Genomic DNA, 23915 nt, shown 5'->3' on the forward strand with positions numbered 1-23915 from the left:
CGATTTTACGGATGGAAATAATCATAGATTTGTTGTGCTAAACGCAGACCAATTCCGGGAACTTCGGCTAATTGTTTGACAGAAGCTTCGCGGATATAATCGATCGAGTGAAAATGTGCTAGCAATTGTTTTTGCCTTTGAAAACCTAAACCGGGAATTTCCTCTAAACGGGAACGACGCATTTTATCGCTTCTTTGTTGCCGATGGAAAGTGACAGCAAATCGGTGGGCTTCATCTCTTAATCTGCGTAATAGTTGCACTCCTGGTTGTTCGGAATCAGTTTTTAGCGGTAAAGATTCACCGGGAAGAAAGATTTCTTCGCGTTGTTTGGCTAAACTAACTACTCGCAAATCTTCTAATAAGTTCATTTCTTGAAGTACAGCGACAACTGCGGAAAGTTGACCTTTTCCACCGTCAATCATGATTAGATCGGGCCAGTCGGAATCAGTGTTTTGGGTTGATGAAATGTCGGTTTCTGATGTTTTTGCGTATTTGCGAAAGCGGCGTTGAATGACTTCGGCTAAACTGGCAAAGTCGTCGGAATGTCCGGCGGTGACGGTGGGGTTTTTTATTTTGTAATGTCGATAGTTTTGTTTGGCTGGTAATCCATCAATAAATACTACTTGAGAGGCGACGGCATTTGAGCCTTGAATGTGGGAAATGTCGTATCCTTCGATGCGATGGGGTAGGTCAGGTAAGTCGAGAATATTGGCTAAGTCTTGCAAAGCTTGGTTGTTCCGATCGCTAGTTTTCCGAGTCCGTTCTAGTTCATATTTAGCATTACGTTCTACCATTTCGATCAGTTCGGCTTTAGTTTGTCTTTGGGGGGCAATAATGCTGATTTTTCTGCCTTTGCGATCGCTCAAATAATGCGCCAACATTTCACTTTCTGGCAACTCATGTTGAACTAAAATTTCTGGGGGAATTTCCACTGATTCAACATTTTGATAGTGTTCTTCTAATACCCTTTGTAAAATTGCTCCTGCTGTACCCGATTTCGCTTCTGCGATAAATCCCAATCTGCCAACTAATCTCCCGGCGCGAATTTGGAATAGTTGAATACAAGCGTGTTGTTCGTCGGCGGCTAGGGCGATCGCATCTCGCGAAATACTATCATTGGGTAAGGAAACTTTTTGCGCTGAATTTAACGACTTAATTCCTTCTATTTGATCCCGAATTCTCGCTGCTACTTCAAAGTTCAATTCTTCGGCAGCTTTCTGCATATTTTCGCTAAGAATATCGATTAATTCTTCAGTTCTTCCCTGAAATACCATTGCAATTTTTTGAATGGTTTTGCGATACTCCTCTGGAGTTATTAAACCTTGGCAAACTCCGGGACATCTACCAATATCATAATTCAAGCAAGTCCGGTCTTTAAATAAAGGTTGGGGACGCTGACGTAGGGGAAATAAACGTTTAGCTAAACGTAAGGTAGTGCGTAATAATCCGGCATCAACAAATGGGCCATAATAACGGTCTTTTTCTTTAGCAATTCGACGATTTCTAGTAATAAAAATGCGGGGATAATCTTCTGACCAAGTAATCAGAATGTAGGGATATTTTTTGTCATCTTTAAGTAAGACATTAAAGTATGGTTGATGTTGCTTGACAAGATTTGCTTCTAAGGCTAAGGCTTCCGCTTCCGTATCGGTGACGATAAATTCAATGTCGATGATTTGTCGTACCATCATATTGATCCGATCGCTTAATCTTTGGGAGTCACGGAAGTAGGAACTAACACGCGATCGCAATTTTTTCGATTTACCGATGTAGAGGATGCGATCGTTCTCATCCTTCATAAAATAGACACCCGGTTCTTGAGGAATTTGCTTGAGGGATTTTTCTAAGCGTTCCGGGTCTTTTACCAAGGGTAGAAGTTTGTCTGAAGTAGTCATTCGATGCCAGATTTTAGACTTTAGATTGTAACTTTACTTTACAGATTAATCTGTTTGCCAAAACTTGGGATGCAGGTTTTGTACATGAATTTACAATGTCTCTTTCTATGATAGAAACTTTATTTATAAACTGTTCATGGATATTTGATTTTTTTCGGTATGGTTACTGAAAATTTGGGAAAAAAGATCACATTTTCAGATGAAATGATTAGTTATTGTCCAAAAAATCTCTCCTAGACTGGGGAAATTAAATTTATAAATAAAGGGATATGATTTTGAGAAATATCAGGTTAAATTAAAGTATAAATCTAGTGACAATTTTTTGCCCAATTAAATGATGGTTAAATTTATGTCTCTCGAACAGCTGGAAACCGACTATAGAGAAGCTTTAGATGAAATACTCAATCATCTAAATGTAGTCAACTTATTAGTGGCGCAAATGGAATTAAAAATGGAACAAGTGAGAGATTCAATGCAAAATTTGTGCCAAGTTGTCGAACAAATCCTCGAAGAACAAAAAACTCAATAATCTTCAGTAAAACTACTAAGTTGTTAACCCACCCAAAATTTCTTGAATTGCCTCGCGCAATTGAGAAAGATTGATGGGTTTAACGAAGTACTTTTTCGCCCCTAAACTGAGGGCACGTTGTTGATCTGACTTGAACGCATAAGCGGAAACCACAATAATTGGCACTTGTCGATCGATAGGTAAAGCTTGAATTTCTTCCAGGATTCTATAACCATCTATGTGGGGAATTTTTAGGTCTAGTAAAATTAACTCTGGTTGGAAAAGGGAGACGGCAGAAAAGAATGAGGCACCGTCTGCGATCGCGAATACCTGATATCCCAAAAAACTCAAATAATCACTTAATAATTGACGGCTAGTATCATGGTCTTCAACCAGTAAAATTCGCCTAGATAATAAATTCCGCCTTTCAGAAAGGATATCATAATTTTGTCCTGATTTGCTCATAATGTTAGCAACGTGAAAATTTTTAGATAATTTCCGGCAATAGCATTGCTGCTAACTTAGTAAAACATTAATATGCTATTGATGAAATAGGTTTCCTTGGATAAAAAATCAAAAAATAATAGCTAATTGGCTGTTAGCAATTAGCTATTACTTAAGAAACTATAGTGTATTGAAGAAAATAAACAACTGATGGGAAAATGGCTTATTCAGCTTGTTGTTGTTTACGTTTGGCAGCTAACAAACCACCCAAACCAATTAAACCGAATACTACGGAAGGTTCTGGTACTGACGCAGCGGGAGGAACAACACCTTTCAGTGCAACTTCGTAGTTACCGCTGTGAGACTTACCATCACCGACTTCGAGTAAGTTAGTTTCTGTGGCGCTGAAGCTGTAGAGGAAGTCCTCAACACCACCATAGTTAACTTTGACTACTTCACTGACTTGGAAACCATTTTTAATCAGACTACCAAATGGGCCTAACATAGAAGAATAAAACGCTTTGGCATCGTAGTGTCCTGCCAAACCAATCAAGAGGTCGCTGCCGCTGGTGGTAACGTAGGAGATATTGGGGTCACTGGTGCGTTGGAAACCTTTCACATTGTCGCCTAAATAAGCGGCGTAGGCCATTTCACGGGCCGCTAATCCTAAAGTCGTTTCCAGACCAGCAGCTTTATAAAAGTCATTAAACCATTTATTAGCGAGGTTATTGGCACCGTATTGTGTAGTTACGCCAGATCCAGTGTCAAACCAATCACTATAAGTCAAACTGCTAAGGGTGAGGGATTTACCTGCTACTGTACCTTCAATGCTGGTGCGACCAGAGTTTTGAAAGTTTGCCAAGGTAACACCTTCACTGGTAGCAAATAATTCAACGTTACCGCCTGGGGCACTGCTGTTGCCTCCCAAGATAGCGTCCAATCTGCTCATATCGTTAGTCAAGCAGGTGCTATTTGCGCCACAACTACCGTAGTTGTTGTCATAAAGCCAAGCATCCTTTTCGCCTGTGATGGTGTAGGCAAAGCCGGGGGCGGTAGCGATCGCACTCATGCCAACGGCAGTTGAGGCAGCGATTAAGAACTTCTTCATAATATTAGACATCCTTGGTTATCTCCAGAATCTACAGGTGAGTTTACAACCGAGTCAACTACTTGGGATGAGTGCTTGATTCTTATATAGATGCAATTTCTAAGTTTTAATAGATTTGATTATGCACTCAGATCTTGCAGAGGACTTTTTTTAATCCTACGCTCATTCTACCCACTTAGGAAACAGAAATAGGTGAAATTAATTTATATTTCACCTAAAGTTTCCATGAAGAATTCCTTAGCAAGGATATTTATTGGATAGTGATTTTACGGATACAAAAACTTAGAGATCCCGATCACTGCTTTTTCTAAAATTTGCGGTTGATGTACCAGTGCAAATCTGACATAACCCTCACCAAATTTACCGAAACCTGCCCCAGGTGCTACGGCAACCCCCGTATTTTCTACGAGTTTAGCAGCGAATGTGAGAGAATCACTTGCCCAAGGTTCAGGTAATTTTGCCCAAATATACATAGTTGCTGGAGGAGTTGGTACTTCCCAACCAATGCGATTTAGGGCTTGAATAAAAGTATCGCGCCGATCGCGTAAAATTGCCACATTTGATTTAACGTTATCTTGGGGGCCACTCAAAGCAGCGATCGCCCCATTTAAAATTCCCCGATATTGGTTAAAATCAATTGCCGCTTTTACTTGACGTAAAGCTTTAATTAAAGCTGGATTACCGATGGCAAAACCGATGCGAAAACCGCCCATATTATAGGATTTTGACAGGGTGAAAAATTCGATCGAAACAGTTTTTTCCCTGTCAGCTTGGAAAATCGAAGGAGCGATATTTTCTGCAAACACTAAATCCAGGTAAGGGAAATCGTGAACTAGTACCAAATTATGTTGCTGACAGAAAGCCACTGCTTTTTGGAAAAATGATAGTGGAGCGATCGCAGTTGTCGGATTATGAGGATAACTCAACACCATCATTTTTGCTTGAGCTAAAACTGTTGATGGTACTTCTTCCAACACAGGTAAAAATCCATTTTCTGCCCGCAATGGCATCGGGTAAATTTGACCACTAGCTAAATAAACTCCGCCACTATGAGAAGGATAACCCGGATCTAAAAGTAAAGCAAAATCCCCTGGATTAAGAACTGCTAAAGGTAAATGGGCAGTTCCTTCTTGAGAACCAATTAAAGGTAAAACTTCGGTTTCTGGATCGACGGAAACAGCGAACTTTTTGCTGTACCAATCAGCAGCGGCTTGACGAAAGTCTTTAGTTCCGTGAAATAACAAGTAACCGTGACTACTAGTATCTGTTAAAGCCTGAGCGATCGCATCAGTAATATGATTAGCTGCTGGTAAATCCAAAGATCCCAAAGACAGATCGATCACTTCCAAACCTGATGCTCTAGCCTTAGCTTTCGCCTGATCCATATCAGCGAAAACATTATGTTGTAGAGGCTCTAAACGTTTAGCGAATTGCATATTCTAAAAATTTTACTTCGTTCATGATTGATTAGACATCTTGGCAAAATATTTTTAGTTAAAACTGAATTAAAGGGTAAAGGGTAAAGGGTAAAGGGTAAGAGTGAATTTAATCTCTTGTCCCTTTTCCCAGGAAAATACCCCTGCCCTTTTCGCTTAACTTCTGCAAGAAGTCTAATTACTGATTTGACAGATGTGCTTCTAGCATATTGGTGATTCTCTGTTTGGTGTTCTTTGCTTCGATTCCCTCAAGAGATTCAATCACCTCGCCGTTTTTAAACAGCCTTAGTGCAGGAACTCCTTCCACCCCGTAATTTTTTACGGCTATGGGGTTAGGATCAACTTCCATTTTGACTACTTTTAGGCGATCGCCATAAGTTTCGGCTACCGAACCGACCAATGGGGTCATCAGTCGGCAAGGCCCACACCAAGCTGCCCAGAAGTATACCAATACTGGCTGCGTCGCTTTCAGCACTTCGGTTTCAAACTCCGAATCGAAGATGGTTATCACGCTGCTCATAGCACACCCAACAACAGTCAATTATCAGCTTATCCCACTCACTACCCGAATCCAACAAGTTTTTCCCAAGGTAAAGTTTGACCGCAGATCGAGCGTTGTCTGAAACCAAGCCCCTGTCTAGTTTTCCAGCTTTGTTTAAAGTTTGTGATTTTAGCATATAAATGTTTCATTTGTATAAATTTTAGCTTTCCTTTATCATAAATTCATAAGTCACCCGCGTGAAATTACTGGCTTTTTTGCTGGAAATTCGGGTAATACAATTATTTTTGCTACAAATATACTGAAATTAAAATTTATTTTTTGGTGAAGATAGCTATTTTATTACGCAAATTTACGTAGTTAATTTTAGGGTGACAAATTATAGATTCGCTTATCTACGGTTTGATTACTTTAAAAAAGGTCTAACGCATGAAGGCTTTTGATTGTGTGGTAGCGTCCTTAGCGATCGCGACGATTGCGGCATTGACGATCGCGCCATTGTTTAGTTTTTCAAGTTCGGTACAAGCGTTCAGTTTAACTAATACTAAAAAGCTTGTAAGAATCATGCCTTTAGGTGATTCCAATACTCGCGGGAAAGAACCTGGTGTATTACCAGGAAAAAGAGGTGGATATCGAGATGATTTGTGGGCGCTTTTTCAGGATCAAGGATTTAATGTAAACTTTGTTGGTGGGCTGAAAGAAGGGCCGAGTGCAGTCCAAGGATCTCAAGGAACTTATACTTTCGATGGTAATCATGAAGGTCATGGTGGATTTGCGATTAAAGGTTCTGGTGGTAAGGGAGAAATCTTGCCGAATGTGACTAACTGGCTAAAAAAAGCAATGCCTGATGTCGTATTACTGATGACAGGTACGAATGATTTTATCTACCAGAAAACCACAGCGGAAGAGACTAGAGATGAGTTAAGAGAACTGATTGACAAGATTTTTAGTTGGGCATCAAATGTGGAATTATTTGTGGCTACCATTCCGCCGATTAAACCATCGAGGACTTTTGCTACAGAAGCCAGAAAATACAATGATCTGATAGCTTCTTTGCTGAATGAACCAATTTATAAAGACAAAAAAATTCACTTTGTAGATACTCGAAAACAGTTAACAGTAAGCGATCTTTGGTCTTCAGCAAGTGACACTGTTCACTTAAATAATCAAGGTTACAAAAAATTAGCTAAATCTTGGTTTGATGCCATTGTTGATGCTGCTAAACCTGGCCAATCTCCTGTTAATCAAAAAATTGCAGCTGCGCCTCCTGAAAGTGTAAGTGAATCGGCTTTTGCTTGGGATATTCCTGAAGATAGCTTCTTTAATAATGAAGCGGAAGCCACTACAATGCGATCGATCCATAGTTTTTCTAGCTACCAACCTCAAGCGGAACCTTATATTGCAACAGGAGAAAACTTTAAAAACTCTTCATCAAAACTAAGTGGAAACACCAGAAATTACTTGTAAAGTATATGTTAGCGTGCATCTATACATAAAGTTTCAGAGGGTTGTCCGCTTATAAAATTAACTGAAAATCCAGAGTATTTACTAATTGTGTTCACCACAGCATTCTGAATGATAAGCGATTAGAGAAAAAACTGTGCTATCTACTTACTCCCTCTGAAAAAACCGTCACATCCAGAAATTTTCACAATTAACGCCCACTTAAACATGGAAGGGAGTATCCTCATGAGAAGCTTTGCAATTAAAAACTACTATGGAATCAGTCTGTCCCTAAGTGCCTTGAGTGTTACAGCTTTAATCAATGCTGGGTCAGCAAAAGCCGCAACCTTTTCTGTTGGGGGCTATACTTGGGATTCTGCCAACGCGGTAACAACAGGCAAAATCATTCAAGGACAAGAACAGACTGAACCATTTGACACGCCCTTTTTGTCAACTGAACTAGAGGTGAGAGACAGAACTATTGGTAAACTACTTGGTGATTCTCAAGTTGGCTCTAGTGAATCGCGATCGTTTTCTTTGGGCAAAGATAACTCAACCTTGTCTATTATCGAACTCGGTTGGGGAAGTGGGATGTCTTTAACCAATGAGGATGGTAAAGACTTAGTAATTTATGAAACCGGGGGGTTTGGGGAACCGGAAGCTTTTGCCTTAGCAGTTAAAAAAGTTGGTGCTAATGACTTTACTGATTACTTATACGAGTTTAGTAGTGGATCTTACCAAGGCGATGCCAATACTACACATTTTGCCACAGCGATCGATCTGAGTAGCTTTGGTTTGAACTTAGGCGACAAAATCGAGTCAATTCGGATTAGAAACCTAATTCCCAGCGACACCGTTACCGGACAAGACGGACGAGGTTTTCTTGACGGTCAATACCAGCCGCAAGTGGGGCCTGGGATAAATCAAAATTACGCAATAGGCAAGTTTGACCCGGATATAACTTTTGTTGCTGGGTTGCACAAACCGAAGCCAGTTAGTGAACCTGGTGCTACGTTGGGTTTATTGGCATTGGGTGCTTTTGGTATAAGTTATTTAGGGAAACGGAAACAACTTCATTAGTAAAAACCTGGTTTCTGGAAACCATAGAGAACTTAAATCCGCAAGGTATAGCAGAAACCAGAGTTTTCCATATTAAGAAGTTTTTTTCTTGCTGGCAGTAGTTTTAGTTGTCTTTTTGGCAGTGGTAGTTTTTTCGCTAGTTTTAGTTGCCGCAGTAGTTTTTTTACTAGTAGAAGAAGAAGTGGTTGATTTCTTAGACTTACTAGTAGATTTAGTTGATTTTTTCGCAGCTAAAACTTCCAAAGCTTTCTCCAAAGTAAGAGATTCTACGGTTTCCCCTTCTGGGATTGCTGCATTGGTTTTACCATGCTTGATATAAGAACCATAAGGACCTTCGTAGATATTCACTGGTTCATCATCATTGGGATGATTGCCCAATTCTCGCAAAGGTGTTTTAGTTTTAGAACGAGCACCGCCTCTAGTTTTCTTCGGTTCAGCTAATAGTTCTAAAGCACGTTGTAAGTCAATAGTTAATACATTGTCAGTCGCTTTTAAGGAACGAAAATCTTTACCTTCCTTGCCTTGGTCATGGACAACGTAAGGGCCAAAACGTCCGAGTCCGGCTTGAATTTTTGCCCCTGTTTCGGGGTGAACGCCGAGTTTTCGGGGTAAAGCAAGTAAACCTAAAGCCATTTCTAAGGTAACGTCTTCTTGGTTAACACCTTTTGGCAAAGAAGCACGTTTGGGCTTTTTATTTTCCTCAGAAACTTCACCGATTTGGACATAAGGGCCGTAGGTACCGATGAGAATAAAAATTGGTTCTCCGGTTTCTGGGTCAATGCCGAGTTTTTCTGGCCCTTCGGTTTTTTGCCGGAGGATGGTTTCTACTTGGTCTGGGTCTAAGTCAGCGGGGGTGAGGTCTTTGGGAATAGATGCGGTAACGACATCATCGCCATTTTCGGCTTCGATGTAGGGGCCAAATTTACCGATTCTAACTTTAACTGCTAGGTTTTCTAGTTCTACGGTACGGGCTTCTGAGGGGTCAATTTGGTTTTCCCGTTCTTTGACTTGGGTTTCTAAGCCTTTGTCTCCCTGATAGAATTGCCGCAAGTAGGGTAGCCATTGGGCTTCACCTGTGGCGATGTCGTCTAAGGTTTGTTCCATTTGGGAGGTAAAGCTGGTGTCTACCAAGTCGGGGAAGTGCTTTTCTAACAGACTGGTGACGGCGAAGGCGGTGAAGGTGGGGACTAGGGCGTTGCCGTTCATTTGGGCGTAGCCGCGATCGATAATTGTACTGATAATACTGGCGTAAGTACTCGGACGACCAATACCTTCACTTTCCAAGGTTTTCACCAAAGATGCTTCGGTGTAACGGGCGGGTGGTTGAGTTTCGTGTTTAACTGCTTCCAGTTCTTTACAATTAGGATGATCCCCAACTTTTAAAGGTGGCAGAATTACTTCTTGGTCTTCAATGGCTGCGTCTGGGTCGTCGGAACCTTCCACGTAAGCGCGTAAGTATCCCGCAAAGTCGATGCGTTTACCTGTGGAACGAAAACCTGCATCTTCTACTTGCAAGTCTATAGTAATTAAGGTTTGGCGAGAGTCTGCCATTTGGGTAGCGACGGTACGTTTCCAAATTAAGTCGTAAAGTTTGAATTCTAAACCACTGAGTCCAGTTTCTTGGGGGGTGCGGAAAGTGCTACCTGCGGGGCGAATGGCTTCGTGGGCTTCTTGTGCGCCTTTGCTTTTAGTGGTGTATTTGCGGGGTTGGGGGCTGAGGTATTGGCTACCGTATTTTTGTTCGACGCAGTTGCGGGCAGCTGCGATCGCTTGTTCCGACAAATGCACCGAATCTGTCCGCATATAGGTAATATAGCCCTGCTCGTACAAACTTTGAGCAATCCGCATCGTGTCACGGGCGGAAAGGTGCAATTTGCGGTTAGATTCCTGTTGTAATGTCGAAGTGGTAAAGGGTGGCGCAGGTTTGCGAGTAACTGGGCGTTCTTCTAAATTGGTGACAGTCCAAGTTTTATCTAAAAGTCTTTCTCGCAAAGCCAAAGCTTCCGCTTCGTTAAGGACAACTACATTGCGTCCGACGATGATTTGCCCAGTAGTTTCGTCAAAATCACTGCCAGTAGCCACTTTTGTCCCAGCTAAACTGACTAATTTCGCATCAAAAGGGGATTTTTGCTGTTCTAAAAAAGCTTTTAAATCCCAGTAAGTTGCTTGATGGAAGGCGCGACGTTGACGTTCTCTGTGAACTAACAGACGAACGGAAACGGACTGAACTCTTCCGGCTGAAAGTCCCCAAGCGATTTTTTTCCAAAGTAGGGGCGAGAGGGTGTAGCCTACGAGTCGGTCTAGGATACGCCGAGTTTCTTGGGCGTGGACTAACTGTTCGTCGATGTCGCGACAGTTTTTTAAGGCTTTGCGGATAGCGTCTTGGGTAATTTCGTGAAATACCATCCGCTTGATAGGAACTTTTGGTTTAAGAATTTGCTTTAAATGCCAGCTGATGCTTTCCCCTTCGCGGTCTTCGTCAGTCGCTAGTACCAGTTCGGTAGCTTCTTTGAGGGCATCTTGTAGTTGTTTAACTACTTTCTTTTTCTCTTTGGGGATCACATACAGGGGTTCAAAGTCGGCTTCTACGTTCACCCCCAACTGTGCCCATTTTTCCCCTTTGACAGCTTCGGGTATTTCGTCGGCTGATGAGGGTAAGTCGCGGACGTGACCCATCGATGCTTCTACCCGGTAGTCGGAGGGGAGGAAGTTGCGAATGGTGCGTGCTTTGGTGGGTGATTCGACTATAACAAGGGTTGACATGAGAACTTATACAACAGCAGCTAGTCTAGAGAGTTCAATTTAGAGTAGTTTTTTCCCCAATTGTCAAGGGGTTTTTGGTAGTGCGAGAAGGCAGAAGGTAAAAGGCAGAAGGGGGAAACTGTGAGTTTTGAGTTTTAAGGGCGGGTTTTGCCGAAAGATTGTCTGTAAGTTGCAAAATTTGTCTACTAAACCCGCCCCTACAGATTTTTCTTATCCTTCGATCTCCTTTTCCCCGCGTCAGTCTCAACCGACTACTTTTGACCATAACGTTTTATCTGGCTCTCTTATTTACACTTATATCGGATATAAATCACCACACTCTTTATGCAGTTGGGCTTTAAGCCTTGTGTGGTAAGGGTTTGAGGAATTTATTTTGGGTGAGGCAAGTTTGTTAACTTTCTTTGTTTTCTGTTTGTCGCAATTGTTGAATTGCTGAGTTTGATTTGTGATTCGGCTACGCCACGCTGACGCGATCGCTCTTGAGTAGGAAACTTTTATTTATGATATCTAAATTTGGGAGAGCGATCGTCTAGTTGTTGACTAGTGGAAAAGATTTTTTTGAACCACAAAGACGCGGTAGCGAATTAGGACACGAAGAAAGAGGAGAAGAAGATGAACAATCATGAGTCAGAAGTTAATTTACAGTTACGTCCCTGTTCTACAGAAACAGTATCTCTGGAAATTTCTCAAGATACTTTAAAATCTTTGCAGGAAGTAGCACAAATGCGGGATATGTCTTTATCTGCTTTGCTAAAGTTTTATGTTGGGCAAGGATTGAGACAAGATTTGGCTAGGATGTTTGGCGATCGCATTATCGAAAAAACTGCCCAAGTGTTTTCTCGACACATTGATTCTGAAGAGGAAATTTCTACTATTATCCAAGAAATTAAAGGGGAAATTATGCCCAAAAATCGCTGATTGGTAAATTTTAAGTATAAGTCTTAACCAATACTAACGGTCGATTGGGGTTTATCTGTGGGATCTCACATACCAGGAAAAGGGAAAAGTTGTTGAATATGTGACGGAGAAGGCAATAATATTAAGTGTCCTGGTCTGTATGGCTAATCTCCAAATTTTATAGGATCTATGAGTTTTGCTGAACTTGCAGCACAGCTAAATGCTGGAACAATTTTACCAGAGGCAATTGTAATTGCCACACTGATTGTAGTGTTAATGGTTGACTTAATTGTGGGGCGGACTTCGACTCGCTGGACTCCTTATCTGGCGATCGCAGGTTTACTTGCTTCGGTTGTCGCGCTTTACTATCAATGGGATGTCTCTAACCCGATCGGGTTTTTGGGCGGGTTTAATGGTGATACCTTAAGTGTGGTCTTTCGCGGCATTATCGCTTTGTCCGCAGCTGTGACAATTTTGATGTCGATCGCCTACATTGAGCAATCAGGGACTTCTTTAGGCGAGTTTGTGGGAATTTTGCTCACGGCGACTATTGGAGGGATGTTTCTCTCTGGCGCAGATGAGTTGGTGATGATTTTCATCAGTTTGGAAACTCTGAGTATCTCTTCTTATCTGCTGACGGGTTACACTAAGCGCGATCCTCGTTCTAATGAAGCGGCGTTAAAGTATCTGTTGATTGGCGCTTCTAGTTCGGCGATTTTCCTCTATGGTGTATCCTTGTTGTACGGTTTGTCCGGTGGGGAAACTCGGTTAAGTGCGATCGCTGCTGGGTTGGCTGCTGGTACTGGTCAATCTTTGGCTTTGGTAATTGCTTTAGTATTCGCTATTGCTGGTATCGCTTTTAAAATTTCGGCTGTACCTTTCCACCAATGGACTCCTGATGTTTATGAAGGTTCTCCTACTCCGGTAGTTGCTTTCCTTTCGGTGGGTTCAAAAGCTGCTGGATTTGCTTTAGCTATTCGCTTAATGGTAACAGCTTTCCCCTTGGTTAGCGAACAATGGCATTTCATTTTTACTTCCCTTGCTATTCTGAGCATGGTGTTAGGAAATGTGGTGGCTTTGACTCAAACTAGCATGAAGAGATTGTTGGCTTATTCTTCGATCGCTCAAGCTGGTTTTGTCATGTTAGGATTAATCGCTGGTACGGAAGCAGGTTACTCCAGCATGGTGTTTTATATGTTGGTTTACCTGTTCATGAATTTGTGCGGTTTTACCTGTGTAATTCTCTTTTCTCTGCGGACGGGAACTGACCAAATTAGTGAATATTCTGGGTTGTACCAAAAAGATCCTTTGTTAACTTTGGGTTTGAGTTTGTCTCTACTTTCTTTAGGTGGAATTCCACCTTTGGCTGGATTTTTTGGCAAGTTATACCTGTTTTGGGCTGGTTGGCAAGCTGGTCTTTACCTGTTAGTTTTGTTAGGTTTAGTTACCAGTGTGATTTCAATTTACTACTACATTCGTGTGGTGAAAATGATGGTGGTAAAGGAACCTCAAGAAATGTCCGATGCAGTGAAGAATTATCCAGCTATTACTTGGAATTTGCCGGGAATGCGGGCTTTACAGGTGGGTTTGGTGGTGACTTTAATCGCTACTTCTTTGGCTGGTATTTTGTCAAATCCTCTGTTTAATTTGGCTAATGGTTCGGTTGCGAAAAGTCAAATGTTACAGTCAACTGTGATTAGTTCTCAAGTTTCGGCTGTTCAACAGTGAATTGGTCAAAAGAGGGTTAGAATTAATAAATCGCCTGACTTTTTAGGTCGGGCGTTTTTTTAACCACAGATGTTTTTTGAGGTTTTTTGTTGGGTGTCAGAGATTTTTTTTTACCACAGATGTCCACAGATGAACACAGATGAACACAGATGTTTATTTTAGTTTTTGTTGGGTGGCGGAGATTTTTTTTGGAACGCAGATGAACGCAGATGAACGCGGATGAACGCAGATTTAATTTGATTTTGGCTGATTTTTTGCCGTTTGCAGCGATCGCTACTACTCCTAATGCTGCTAAAGTTTTGTTACCTGTTTGTCAGTCAATTGGTGCGGATCTTTGGGTTGCGGAGTCTTTGGGGGAAATTAAGGGAACTCGGATTTATTCTGGTTCTTTAAGGGAACATCTTGCTAATATTTGGTCGCAATATCGCGGGTTTATTTTCGGTTTGGCAACTGGCGCTGTTGTTAGGTTAATTGCACCTTTGTTAAGGGATAAATCTGTCGATCCGGCGGTAATTGTTATCGATCAAAATGGTAAATTTGTTATTAGTTTGTGTGGTGGTCATCAAGGTGGGGCCGATCGGTTGACTAGGGCGATCGCACTTTCATTAAATGCTACCCCAATTTTAACGGGTGCGTCTAATGGTTTGGGTTTACCAGCTGTCGATTTATTAGGTGTTCCTTTTGGTTGGAATAAGGGCGAAGGTGATTGGACAAAAGTAGCTGCTACTATTGCGAGAAATGAACCTGTTCAAGTAATCCAAGAAGTCGGTTCTACTCTCTGGCAAAATCATCTCCCCGAAAGTCATCCTTTCTATTTTGAAAATACCGAATTCACCCAGTCCCCAGTCCCCAGTCCCCAGTCCCCAAAAGCCAGAATTTGGATTAGTTTCACCCAAAGAAAGTTTTCCCCTGATTCGGATTTACCGAAAGTACAATGGCATCCGAGAGTTTTATGGTTAGGAATAGGTTGCGAAAGAGGAAGTTCTAAAAAGTTAATTGAAAGTGCTATTCTTCAGGTTTGTCAAAAGTATCATTTGGCGCTGGGTGCGATCGCTGGAATTGCTACAATTGATATTAAAGCTGATGAAGTCGGTTTAATCGAAGTTTGTCGGGAAAAAAATTGGCTTTTAAAAACCTTTCCTGCGGAAGTGTTACGATTAATTAATGTGCCTAATCCTTCCCAGGTTGTTGCAGCAGAAGTTGGAACGAGTAGTGTGGCGGAAGCTGCGGCTATTTGTGCATCAACTGGGGAATGGGTAGAGGAATCTTCAAGTGCTAATTTATTAGTTAAAAAACAAATTTTTCGTTTAGAAGGAGAACGTGGGGCTGTGACAATTGCTGTGGGATTATCTGAGAAGGAATATAGCGATCGCACTGGGAAAATTTTACTGATTGGTACGGGTCCCGGTCAATTAGAACAAATGACTATTGCTGCACAAATGGCAATTTCTCAAGCTGATGCTGTGGTTGGTTATTCTTTATATATTGACTTGATTTCGCCACTATTAAAACCAGGTCAAATTGTGGAATCTTTGCCGATTACTCAGGAAGTGGAACGGGCGAAAAAGGCGATCGAATTAGCAAATAAAGGTTTAACTGTCGCCGTGATTTCTTCGGGAGATTCCGGCATTTATGGGATGGCTGGTTTAGTCTTAGAAGAACTGCAAGCGCATGGTTGGGATGGTCAAGTTCCGGGCGTGCAAGTGTTTCCCGGAATCACTGCTTTACAAGCTGCTGCTTCTTTGGTAGGTGCGCCGTTAATGCACGATTTTTGCGCCGTTAGTTTGAGCGATTTGCTAACACCTTGGTCGGTGATTGAAAAGCGGTTAATTGCCGCAGCAGAAGCGGATTTTGTTACGGCTTTGTATAATCCGAAATCCCAAACTCGGACTGAACAAATTGCTTTCGCCCAACAGATTTTTTTAAAGTATCGTAATCCGGCTACTCCGGTGGCGATCGTCCGTTCTGCTTATCGGGAAACCCAAGAAATTACGATTACTACTTTAGAAAAGTTACTGGAAAGCTCAATTGATATGTTAACAATTGTGTTAATTGGTAACTCAAATACGCGGGTTCATGGGGAATGGATGATTACGCCAAGGGGTTATCAAATTGGTGTGATTGAATATAGCGATTTTTAAGATTTAAGGGTTTTTTGAGATAATGTAGGGGCGAAGCATTCGGGCGACTATCTCTGATAAAAACCGACAATTTATATGTCCGAATGCTTCGCCCTTGCCTTGGTGACAATTGATATGTACGAATACTTTTAATCTGTTAAAAATGGGCAAAAAATTAAATTTTTACAAATTGTAGCTGGGTTTGTGCAAAGTATGATAATTGTTATATTTTGGTTTAGAGTAGTTTTTATATTGTCGCGGAGGCAGGGCGAAGCATTCGGAATTTAATATTTTGGTTTAGAGTAGTTTTTATATTGTCGCGGAGGCAGGGCGAAGCATTCGGAATTTAATATTTTGGCTGAGTGTCATAAATTGTCGCCCGAATGCTTCGCCCCTACAAAGGGAAAATTTGTTAACAGAAATTACAAAAAACTCAGCAAAAAAGCTTCTAGTTCTGCCCATCCTTGTTGAGTAATTATGTTGTAAAAAACTTCGTGTTTTTCGTTGGGTGTGTAGAAGCGATAATATCTTTGATCTTCGGTGATTCTTCGCACGTAAATTAGGGGAACGTTGACGGAGGCGAGGAGTTTGGCTTTTTTGCGATCGCGCAACTGTGCTTCTAAGGAATTATGCCAGTGAGATTGGCATTCTATGACTAATTTGGCTTTGCGGTTGGTGGGGAAAGTGCGATCGATTAAAGCAATATCTACTTTGGAACTAACCCAAAATTTCCAGATTTCATCGGGGAGACGAGAGAAATTTTCGGGACGAGAACAGATGATTTCTAAAGGTACTTGGGGACAGTAACGGAAGCGATTTCCTAAAATTAATTCGAGAAGGTCAATAATCATTATTTCCAATTCATTGATGATTTCTCCGTTTTGCAAGTGGGGAAATATTTCGGCTTTATCGAAATGAAAATTATCTGAATAGTCAAGGGCATAAGCCATTGGTTTTACCTCCGATTAAACTTATTTGAACTGAGCAGGATTGTAGGTAACTGTCCAAGCATTTGCACCAATAGATTTGGCAATCCAAGCGCCTTTTTGGTAAGTTCTACCTTCTTTGCGGGCACGGTAAAGAGTTGTGGTGGATATGTCTAGAAGTTCTGCTGCTCTTTTGGTTGTGCAAGATAGTTCTATTACGATTGTTTGCGGTTTAGGTTTCCTTTTTTTGTTAAGGGAATCGATGGGCACAGGTTGTTCGTCTGGGAAAAGGCTTAGTTGAAATGCGTTCATAAATTTAACCTTCACTTTTGCTTTCTGTTGATAGCCTATCCAAGGTGAAGGGTAGAAGTCTCCTCACAGCCTGTGAGTAAATGTGAGTAAATCTGTGAGGATGTATGAGTAAAGCTCTAAGGAGCCTTTACCGTAAGGTTATGATTTGATGTAGAGATACTTGGCAATCGTTTGTACAGCAATGACATCCAATCAAAATCAGCTTGAGGAATTATTTCCAGAGGCTTATCGTAATTTCGAGTTTGAGCAACTTTTTGCTGATTTAGAAAAAGCCCTGAAAGAGGTTCTGAAAAAAAATCGTTTTATGCCTGCTTCAAAACTTGCTCTAGTGGGGAGGTTGTGCGGTTACGGCCCTGCTCAAATAGCGGGTAAAGTTCAATATACCGATGGTACACTTGGACAGGCTTTATCTAGAGAAATTTATCCAGCTATCAAGAAACTACTTCAGCTAGAAGAGGAAATCGACTGGGCAAACGCTGACTTACTTCAACTACTGGAAAAATACAGAAAAAAGTCTCAAAAATCACTGAATATCGATATTTCAGGGATTTGTGAACAACTACGCGATCGCTGTGGTGAACTTCTCCAACACCAAAAAGGCTTATCTACTAATTCCTTGATGGCACGGGATGGGGTAACTTTTGAAGTAGATGATTTGTTTTTACCTTTAGGTTTGGAAGAACATAGGAAACCTGCCAAGCAGAAAGATATAAGCTCTACAGAACAAGGTTCAATTTTTTATGCACCGTATGAAGAGGAAAATAAAAAAAGGTTTAAAGATCGAGAGTTTTTTGAAGAAGTTATCCGCAAGTGCGAAACTCCTAAAAGTCAGGGACGACGTATTGTTATTATTGGTGAACCAGGAGCAGGGAAAACAACCCTTTTACAAAAGATTGGTGATGAATTACAGAAAAATAAGACAATTCCAATTTGGATTTCCCTTTCTAGGATAGCTTCTAAGCCATTGTCCAAATATCTATTAGAAGATTGGTTACGCGATGCAGCACAAGCATTGGAAACTGCACCAGCAGAATGGAGAACTGCTTTAGAGGAACTTTTGAAAACTGGTCAGGTTTGTTTGCTACTAGATGGTGCTGATGAGATGATAGTTGGAGCAAACGAGCGAATACCTTTGCTAGATATTGGTTATCAGCTGAGAGAAGGTTGGGCACAGAAAGTACGAGTTATACTTACCTGTAGGCTTAATGTATGGGAAAACAACGCTTTAGAAGAATTTGATGTTTACCGAACTTTGAATTTTGATTATCCGACACAAGTAGAACAGTTTATTAATAATTTCTTCAACAGAGAATTAATAGATTCACAGTTAGCCAAGGACTTAAAAGCAGAACTTCAGTTACAAACTAAAGCAAGAATTCGAGATTTAGTGAAAAATCCTTTACGCTTATCTTTGCTCTGTTATGCGTGGGAATTAGGTATAGGTTCTTTGCCAGATACCAAAGCAGAGTTATATGAGTTGTTTGTACAAGCTTTCTATAGATTACATGAATTAAAGGATTCAAAGCTAAAAGTTCCTTTTGAAAAACAGGAAGAGTTGAAAAAAGCATTGGGTAATTTATCCAAAGAAGCTCTCGACAGCAAAAAATTTCGCTTTCTATTACCTCAGAGTTTTATTGAAAGATTCTTAGGTAATCCAAATGATGAAAAATCTTTATTTTGGTTAGCTATAAAACAGTTAAGTTGGCTAAATTGCGTTGGTCGTATTGCAGAGAAACCTTTTGAGAATGCTTATGCCTTTTTTCATCCTACTTTTCAGGAATATTTTGCGGCATTGGCGATCGATGATTGGCACTTTTTCCTTAATCATGTTCATGAAAATCCAGATAAAGGTAATTACCGAATTTTTGAATCTCAGTGGAAAGAGGTGATTTTACTATGGTTGGGGCGACAAGGTAATATAACCTTTAATAACCAAAAAGAAACTTTCATCAAAGAATTGGTAAATTTTCAGGATGGTTGCTCTAAATTGTATTACTATCAAGCATATTTTTTGGCAGCATCTGGAATTGCTGAATTTAAATATAGTAGCCTAGCTGATGTAATTGTAAATCAGTTAATAAAGTGGAGTCTTGTTGATCCTGCCGAATACCTGATTAATCCTTATAGCCCTATGAAATACCAGGCAGTAGAAGTTTTACAAAATACCGACCGTTTAAGAGCCGTTAATTGCCTGATAGAAAATTTGCATCAAAATCAAAATGAAGAGATTCATTACTTAATTGCTTCTCGTTTACTCGAAGTTGACAGTAATAACCAAAAAGCTGTAGATACTCTTATTAATTTACTTGATAATAACCACTATATAGACATGACCTGTCGAATTATATCTATACTGTCAAAAGTTAGTTGTCACAATCCAAAAGTTATAGCTACTCTAAGACGCTTTTTAACCCCCAATAATGATACAGTTGATCGTTGTTTAGCAGCCTGTGGTTTGCTAAAAATGATTCCTAATGATTCCGAGGCTTTGAATACCTTAAATGAACTTTTAAGTAATCCGTTAGTTGATTATTTAGCTGCTAGCTGTCTGCGTGAACTAGGAATTTTAGATGAGAGGTTTGATTTTTATTTAACTTCTTTTGAAGAGCCGAGTAATTGGAAATTAGTAAATTATGAGCTATCTCTTTTAGGGCTAGAGCAGTTAAAAATTGAAAATTTGGAAAAAGAGGCTATGAACATAGTCAATTTGTTAATTGCACACCTATGTAGTCAACCATCTAACAGAAGACGCTTAGAAATAGCTAATAGTTTGCAAATAATCATATTCAAGACACCCACAAGAACTCAAAGCAAGTTGTTACCGTTAGTTGTTACAGGGTTAAAGTCTTACTTGGAAGATTTCTACACAAAGAATCATAGTACTTACGGAGAATGCTTCCAAATCCTCTGGCACTGCGCCCAAAACATGAGTTACCCTGACTTTTATCGCGCATGGCACAATTTATCACCTTCCACACATCCAGAAGCACCCGATAACATTCCAGTTGGTAAATCTTCTATTATTCAAAACCTCAACTTTACTCAACTTCCTTCAAAACTTAATTCTGCCATTGCTAACGATGAAGAACTCAACAAAGCAGTAAAACTAATTTGTATTGATATCAATAACGAGTTCAGCAACACAGATATGCTTGCTGTTTATATCTATCGTCAAATGGTAAAGCAAGGTTGTCCTAAATGTTCGCACGAAAGTCCTACCAATATGCCGCTGCTAAGTATTTATTGGGACTTAGATTTAGGAAAACTAGAAAAACGAGTTGCTTTGCTATTCTACAACTCGAAGAACGATCGCACCCTAAACCCATCCTTCCTATCCGATATCGCTACATTTGGGGGTACAATTGCCATTATTAGTGATGAACCTTGTAACAATGTAAGGCTAATTTCTCCCAATGACCCAAACCTCATTGATACAGTATTAAAATGGCTGAGTAGAAAAATTTTAGAAGATTAAAAATGACAACAAATAATTGTTTTATATCTTATTTTTATCTTCGTAGGGGCGAAGCATTCGGGCAACTATCTCTGATGAAAACTGACGATTGATATACCCGAATGCTTCGCCCTGCCTTGACGACAATTGATGTATACAAATACTATCTCAGATAAAAACCGACAATTTATGTACCCGAATGCTTCGCCCTTTCCTTGGCGACAATTCATATATACGAATACTTTTAATCTGTTAAATATGGACAGCAAATTAAATTGTTTTATATTCTTGGTTGGGTTGGGCAAAATATAAGAATTGTCATATTTTAGTTTAATGTAGCTTTCATATCGTCGCGGGGGCAGGGCGAAGCATTCGGAATTGAATATTTTGGCTGAGTATCATAAATTGTCGCCCGAATGCTTCGCCCCTACAAATTCGTGATGTGTAATTAAACCAAGGTTAAATCGGTTTAAATTTGGTAATGTTTTCTTCATCGTCTTCCCATGTCAGAGGATTTTCAATAATGTAACGTCTGATATTATTATATGCTTGTTCATCACGGATAATTTCTTCGTAGTAATTACGTTGCCAAATTGTGCCAGAATTTCGCGTTATGCGGTTAACTTGGCGAGTACTTACTGATTTAAAGTTTTGCAAAATTGCACCCAAGGAACCTGCTTTAGTTCCATTGGGTAAAGATGTTTGATATTTTAATAATTGATGATTAGCAATATTATTTTGCTGTTCGGTAATTACAATAATCCCATGTACATGATTGGGCATAATTACAAAAGCATCTAGTTCAATAAATGGGAAATGACGGGGTAAATTATGCCAAACTGCTGCAACGGTTTCGCCTGCAATATTTGGCTGCATAATGCCATTAATAATTTCGCCTAGTAAACATCGCTTTTGGTGGCAGCAAATCGTGAAATAATATGCACCTTCTTGGGAATAATCATATCCTTTGATGCGAATTGAACGGCGATGATGGATGTCAGGATTATATTTCATAAAATGCAGAGGTTGCTGGCATTTTCATTATATGATCTATATAATCTAGGTTTTAAGTGACAAATTGTAACCCGAATGATTCGCCCTACAAAAGTAGTCAACCCTCCCACCTCAAACACAAACAGAGGCGAGAGGGTTAACAAAATCAGAAATTCAAAAGCAGCTTATTTTTGATTACGCTTCTTCGCTTTTTCTTCAGGAGTTTCTCCCACAGGAGTAGGATAAACGATCGGGGTAGGAGGCGCAGGGGTTACGATTGGTTCCGTTACATACAGATCGGTTCTGTTAAGATCTGCGGGTGGCATTGGAATAGGATTGGCAGGTGTTTGATTTTTGGAATCCTGGGAATTGGCGATTTTATCTTTCGCAGTGTTAGCGGTGTCTTTCACAGAATTCTTAACAGAATCACTTACACCTCTAACATCAGCTTCGCCAATTTTGCGTTTTGCAGAATCACCTGTTTCACCAATTTTCTGCTTCACAGAATCACTCACGCCTTTCACGTCAGCTTCATCGATTTTGCGTTTTGCAGAATCACTCACGCCTTTAACGTTAGCTTCGTCAATTTTATTTTTGACAGAATCACTTACGCCTTTAACGTTAGCTTCATCGATTTTATTTTTGACAGAATCACTCACGCCTTTAACGTTAGCTTCGTCGATTTTATGTTGCACAGATTCACTTATACCGTGAACATCTGTTTCGTCAATTTTGCGTTTTGCAGAGTCAGTTATACCTTTGACGTTAGCTTCATCAATTTTGTGTTGTACTGATTCAGAAATTCCATGTACGTCGGCTTCATCAATTTTTTGTTTTGCAGATTCGGCTACACTCTTTAAGTCTGTTTCATTAATTTTTTCCTTCACAGTATCAGCTACACCTTCAACTTGGTGAGTTACTTCTTGAACTGTATTTTTCATGGAATCAACTGCACTATCAACTTTTTCGTCAATTCCTTTCGCGGCGCGATCGCCAATTGCTGCGCCTGCTACGGCTCCACCCACAGCGCCAACTGCTGCGCCTAAGCGTCCACCTACTAATTTACCAATTGCTGCACCTGCAACACCGCCTCCAGCTGCTCCGATCGCTTCCGCAACTATATGATTATTGTGTTGATTTTGTTGGTTTTGTTCGGAGGAGCTTTCTGTTTTTTGTATTTCTGCACTCTGCATTTCTTGAATCTGGATTTCTCCAGGTTGTTTGGAAATTTCTTGAGTTTTGTCTATGATTTCAACTTCAACAGGTTTTGGATTCTTGTCTTTGTTTTTGTTTGCCATAACAAAATTTCCCTAACTTTGGATAACTTCTGTTTATTTATCTTCACAATATCGATTTCTCAAGGGCATTACCTCCTCTATTGAGGTAAATTCAGAAATGCAAAAATCTTCTGATAGGAATAGATCGCTTGTCAAACTCAGTCACCAACACAACATTCAAAAGGGAATGTCTATCAGCTAGTTAAAGCCGTATTAAAAAGCTTGGTCAGGCATAACTAGTGTTAATCTATACTTACGTGGGTGCTTTAGTTCGAGATAAATAACCAATTTTGATGGCTTCTCAGATTCTTTTTCCGAATGTTCCAGAACTACGCCAGCAGTTAAGTAACTTGTTTGATGTAAAGTTTTATTTAGATGAAAATTTTCTGAATTTTGATGCTATTACTACTAAATAGGGGAACAAAGGATAGATTTAGACAGATTATTTACAGATTTAAAACCTATTACCTTACGCAGTTCCGTTAGCGAGAATCGATCAAATTAGGTAAAGTACCAAATATTAGTGCTACTTCTTTAATGGGAGATGGTTCACCAATTCTGATTATTGATGTGTCGGATATGGTGCGATCGATGGATGCAATTCTGAATACTGGAAAACTGGCAAAAGTTGGAGTTGAAGGAACAGTAACTACTATAGATAAACGGAAGAAAATTTTAGTGGTTGATGACTCAATTACTGTTAGAGAAATGGAACGCCGACTATTAGAAAATCGCGGTTATTTTGTTGATGTGGCGGTTAATGGTGTGGAAGGTTGGAATGCACTTCGCAGCAATCGCTATGATTTGGTCATCAGTGATATTGATATGCCGCGCATGAATGGGATAGAGTTAGTAAAACAAATGCGAAGTCATCCTCGATTACATTCCACACCAGTGATTGTAGTTTCTTATCGCGATCGCGAAGAAGACCGCATTCAAGGTTTAGAAGCTGGTGCAGATTACTACCTAACAAAAAGTAGTTTTCATGATGAAACGTTAATTGATGCTGTGGTAAATTTAATAGGGCGATAA

The 23915-nt window shown here is 40.2% G+C and carries 18 protein-coding genes and 1 pseudogene; 9 read left to right on the forward strand and 10 right to left on the reverse strand.

Annotation, left to right across the window (positions count from 1 at the left end; translation table 11 throughout):
- Positions 1-5: 5 nt before the first annotated feature.
- Complete coding sequence (uvrC, locus tag ACE1B6_RS03530; RefSeq protein ID WP_413255852.1) at positions 6-1895, reverse strand: excinuclease ABC subunit UvrC; 1890 nt, start codon at positions 1893-1895, stop codon at positions 6-8.
- A 349-nt stretch (positions 1896-2244) separates the two neighbouring features.
- On the opposite strand from uvrC, the gene ACE1B6_RS03535 reads away from it, so the two are divergent.
- On the forward strand, positions 2245-2424 hold the full coding sequence (locus tag ACE1B6_RS03535) for a hypothetical protein (protein WP_413255853.1): 180 nt from the start codon (positions 2245-2247) through the stop codon (positions 2422-2424).
- 15 nt (positions 2425-2439) lie between these two features.
- On the opposite strand, the gene ACE1B6_RS03540 is transcribed toward ACE1B6_RS03535, so the two are convergent.
- The 4 genes from ACE1B6_RS03540 to ACE1B6_RS03555 all read right to left on the reverse strand — a co-directional run bounded on the left by ACE1B6_RS03540 (position 2440) and on the right by ACE1B6_RS03555 (position 5911).
- Positions 2440-2868 carry a response regulator gene (locus ACE1B6_RS03540; RefSeq protein WP_413255854.1) on the reverse strand — a complete coding sequence of 143 codons (429 nt, stop codon included), beginning with the start codon at positions 2866-2868 and terminating at the stop codon, positions 2440-2442.
- 202 nt (positions 2869-3070) lie between these two features.
- On the reverse strand, positions 3071-3955 hold the full coding sequence (locus ACE1B6_RS03545; protein WP_413255855.1) for an NF038130 family PEP-CTERM protein: 885 nt from the start codon (positions 3953-3955) through the stop codon (positions 3071-3073).
- A 266-nt stretch (positions 3956-4221) separates the two neighbouring features.
- Positions 4222-5391 (reverse strand): LL-diaminopimelate aminotransferase, encoded by a 1170-nt coding sequence (locus ACE1B6_RS03550; RefSeq protein WP_413255856.1) that lies wholly within the window; start codon positions 5389-5391, stop codon positions 4222-4224.
- A 178-nt stretch (positions 5392-5569) separates the two neighbouring features.
- Positions 5570-5911, reverse strand: coding sequence for a thioredoxin family protein (locus ACE1B6_RS03555; RefSeq protein ID WP_413255857.1), 342 nt, complete (start codon positions 5909-5911; stop codon positions 5570-5572).
- Between the two features lie 408 nt (positions 5912-6319).
- On the opposite strand from ACE1B6_RS03555, the gene ACE1B6_RS03560 reads away from it, so the two are divergent.
- Together ACE1B6_RS03560 and ACE1B6_RS03565 are read left to right on the forward strand one after the other, a co-directional pair.
- Positions 6320-7357, forward strand: coding sequence for an SGNH/GDSL hydrolase family protein (locus ACE1B6_RS03560; protein ID WP_413255858.1), 1038 nt, complete (start codon positions 6320-6322; stop codon positions 7355-7357).
- 222 nt (positions 7358-7579) lie between these two features.
- Complete coding sequence (locus ACE1B6_RS03565; protein WP_413255859.1) at positions 7580-8413, forward strand: hypothetical protein; 834 nt, start codon at positions 7580-7582, stop codon at positions 8411-8413.
- Between the two features lie 72 nt (positions 8414-8485).
- Here ACE1B6_RS03565 and topA read toward each other — a convergent pair whose 3' ends face one another.
- A complete protein-coding gene (gene topA / locus ACE1B6_RS03570) occupies positions 8486-11176 on the reverse strand; it encodes a type I DNA topoisomerase (RefSeq protein ID WP_413255860.1) in 2691 nt (896 codons plus the stop codon).
- Between the two features lie 612 nt (positions 11177-11788).
- Between topA and ACE1B6_RS03575 the strand changes: the two genes are divergently transcribed.
- From ACE1B6_RS03575 to cobJ, 3 genes are all read left to right on the forward strand, one after another.
- Positions 11789-12094, forward strand: coding sequence for a hypothetical protein (locus ACE1B6_RS03575; RefSeq protein WP_413255861.1), 306 nt, complete (start codon positions 11789-11791; stop codon positions 12092-12094).
- A 168-nt stretch (positions 12095-12262) separates the two neighbouring features.
- Entirely contained in the window at positions 12263-13801 is a 1539-nt protein-coding gene (locus ACE1B6_RS03580; RefSeq protein ID WP_413255862.1) for an NAD(P)H-quinone oxidoreductase subunit N, read from the forward strand.
- Positions 13802-14010: 209 nt separating this feature from the next.
- Entirely contained in the window at positions 14011-15942 is a 1932-nt protein-coding gene (gene cobJ / locus ACE1B6_RS03585) for a precorrin-3B C(17)-methyltransferase (protein ID WP_413255863.1), read from the forward strand.
- A gap of 401 nt (positions 15943-16343) precedes the next feature.
- On the opposite strand, the gene ACE1B6_RS03590 is transcribed toward cobJ, so the two are convergent.
- Together ACE1B6_RS03590 and ACE1B6_RS03595 are read right to left on the reverse strand one after the other, a co-directional pair.
- Positions 16344-16871 carry a DUF2726 domain-containing protein gene (locus ACE1B6_RS03590; protein ID WP_413255864.1) on the reverse strand — a complete coding sequence of 176 codons (528 nt, stop codon included), beginning with the start codon at positions 16869-16871 and terminating at the stop codon, positions 16344-16346.
- A 21-nt stretch (positions 16872-16892) separates the two neighbouring features.
- The gene (locus tag ACE1B6_RS03595; protein ID WP_413255865.1) at positions 16893-17159 is read right to left on the reverse strand and encodes a hypothetical protein; all 267 of its coding nucleotides are present in this window, start codon (positions 17157-17159) and stop codon (positions 16893-16895) included.
- A 181-nt stretch (positions 17160-17340) separates the two neighbouring features.
- On the opposite strand from ACE1B6_RS03595, the gene ACE1B6_RS03600 reads away from it, so the two are divergent.
- Entirely contained in the window at positions 17341-20634 is a 3294-nt protein-coding gene (locus tag ACE1B6_RS03600; protein WP_413255866.1) for an NACHT C-terminal alpha/beta 1 domain-containing protein, read from the forward strand.
- 438 nt (positions 20635-21072) lie between these two features.
- On the opposite strand, the gene ACE1B6_RS03605 is transcribed toward ACE1B6_RS03600, so the two are convergent.
- Entirely contained in the window at positions 21073-21627 is a 555-nt protein-coding gene (locus ACE1B6_RS03605) for a transposase (protein ID WP_413255867.1), read from the reverse strand.
- Positions 21628-21791: 164 nt separating this feature from the next.
- A complete protein-coding gene (locus tag ACE1B6_RS03610) occupies positions 21792-22904 on the reverse strand; it encodes a glycine zipper domain-containing protein (protein ID WP_413255868.1) in 1113 nt (370 codons plus the stop codon).
- Positions 22905-23176: 272 nt separating this feature from the next.
- Here ACE1B6_RS03610 and ACE1B6_RS03615 point away from each other — a divergent pair, with 272 nt between their 5' ends.
- Positions 23177-23299 (forward strand): hypothetical protein, encoded by a 123-nt coding sequence (locus tag ACE1B6_RS03615; RefSeq protein WP_413255869.1) that lies wholly within the window; start codon positions 23177-23179, stop codon positions 23297-23299.
- 82 nt (positions 23300-23381) lie between these two features.
- Positions 23382-23915, forward strand: a pseudogene (locus ACE1B6_RS03620) (response regulator); the annotation flags it as partial.

This window comes from Floridaenema fluviatile BLCC-F154, from assembly GCF_041929135.1.
Taxonomy (GTDB): domain Bacteria; phylum Cyanobacteriota; class Cyanobacteriia; order Cyanobacteriales; family Aerosakkonemataceae; genus Floridanema; species Floridanema fluviatile.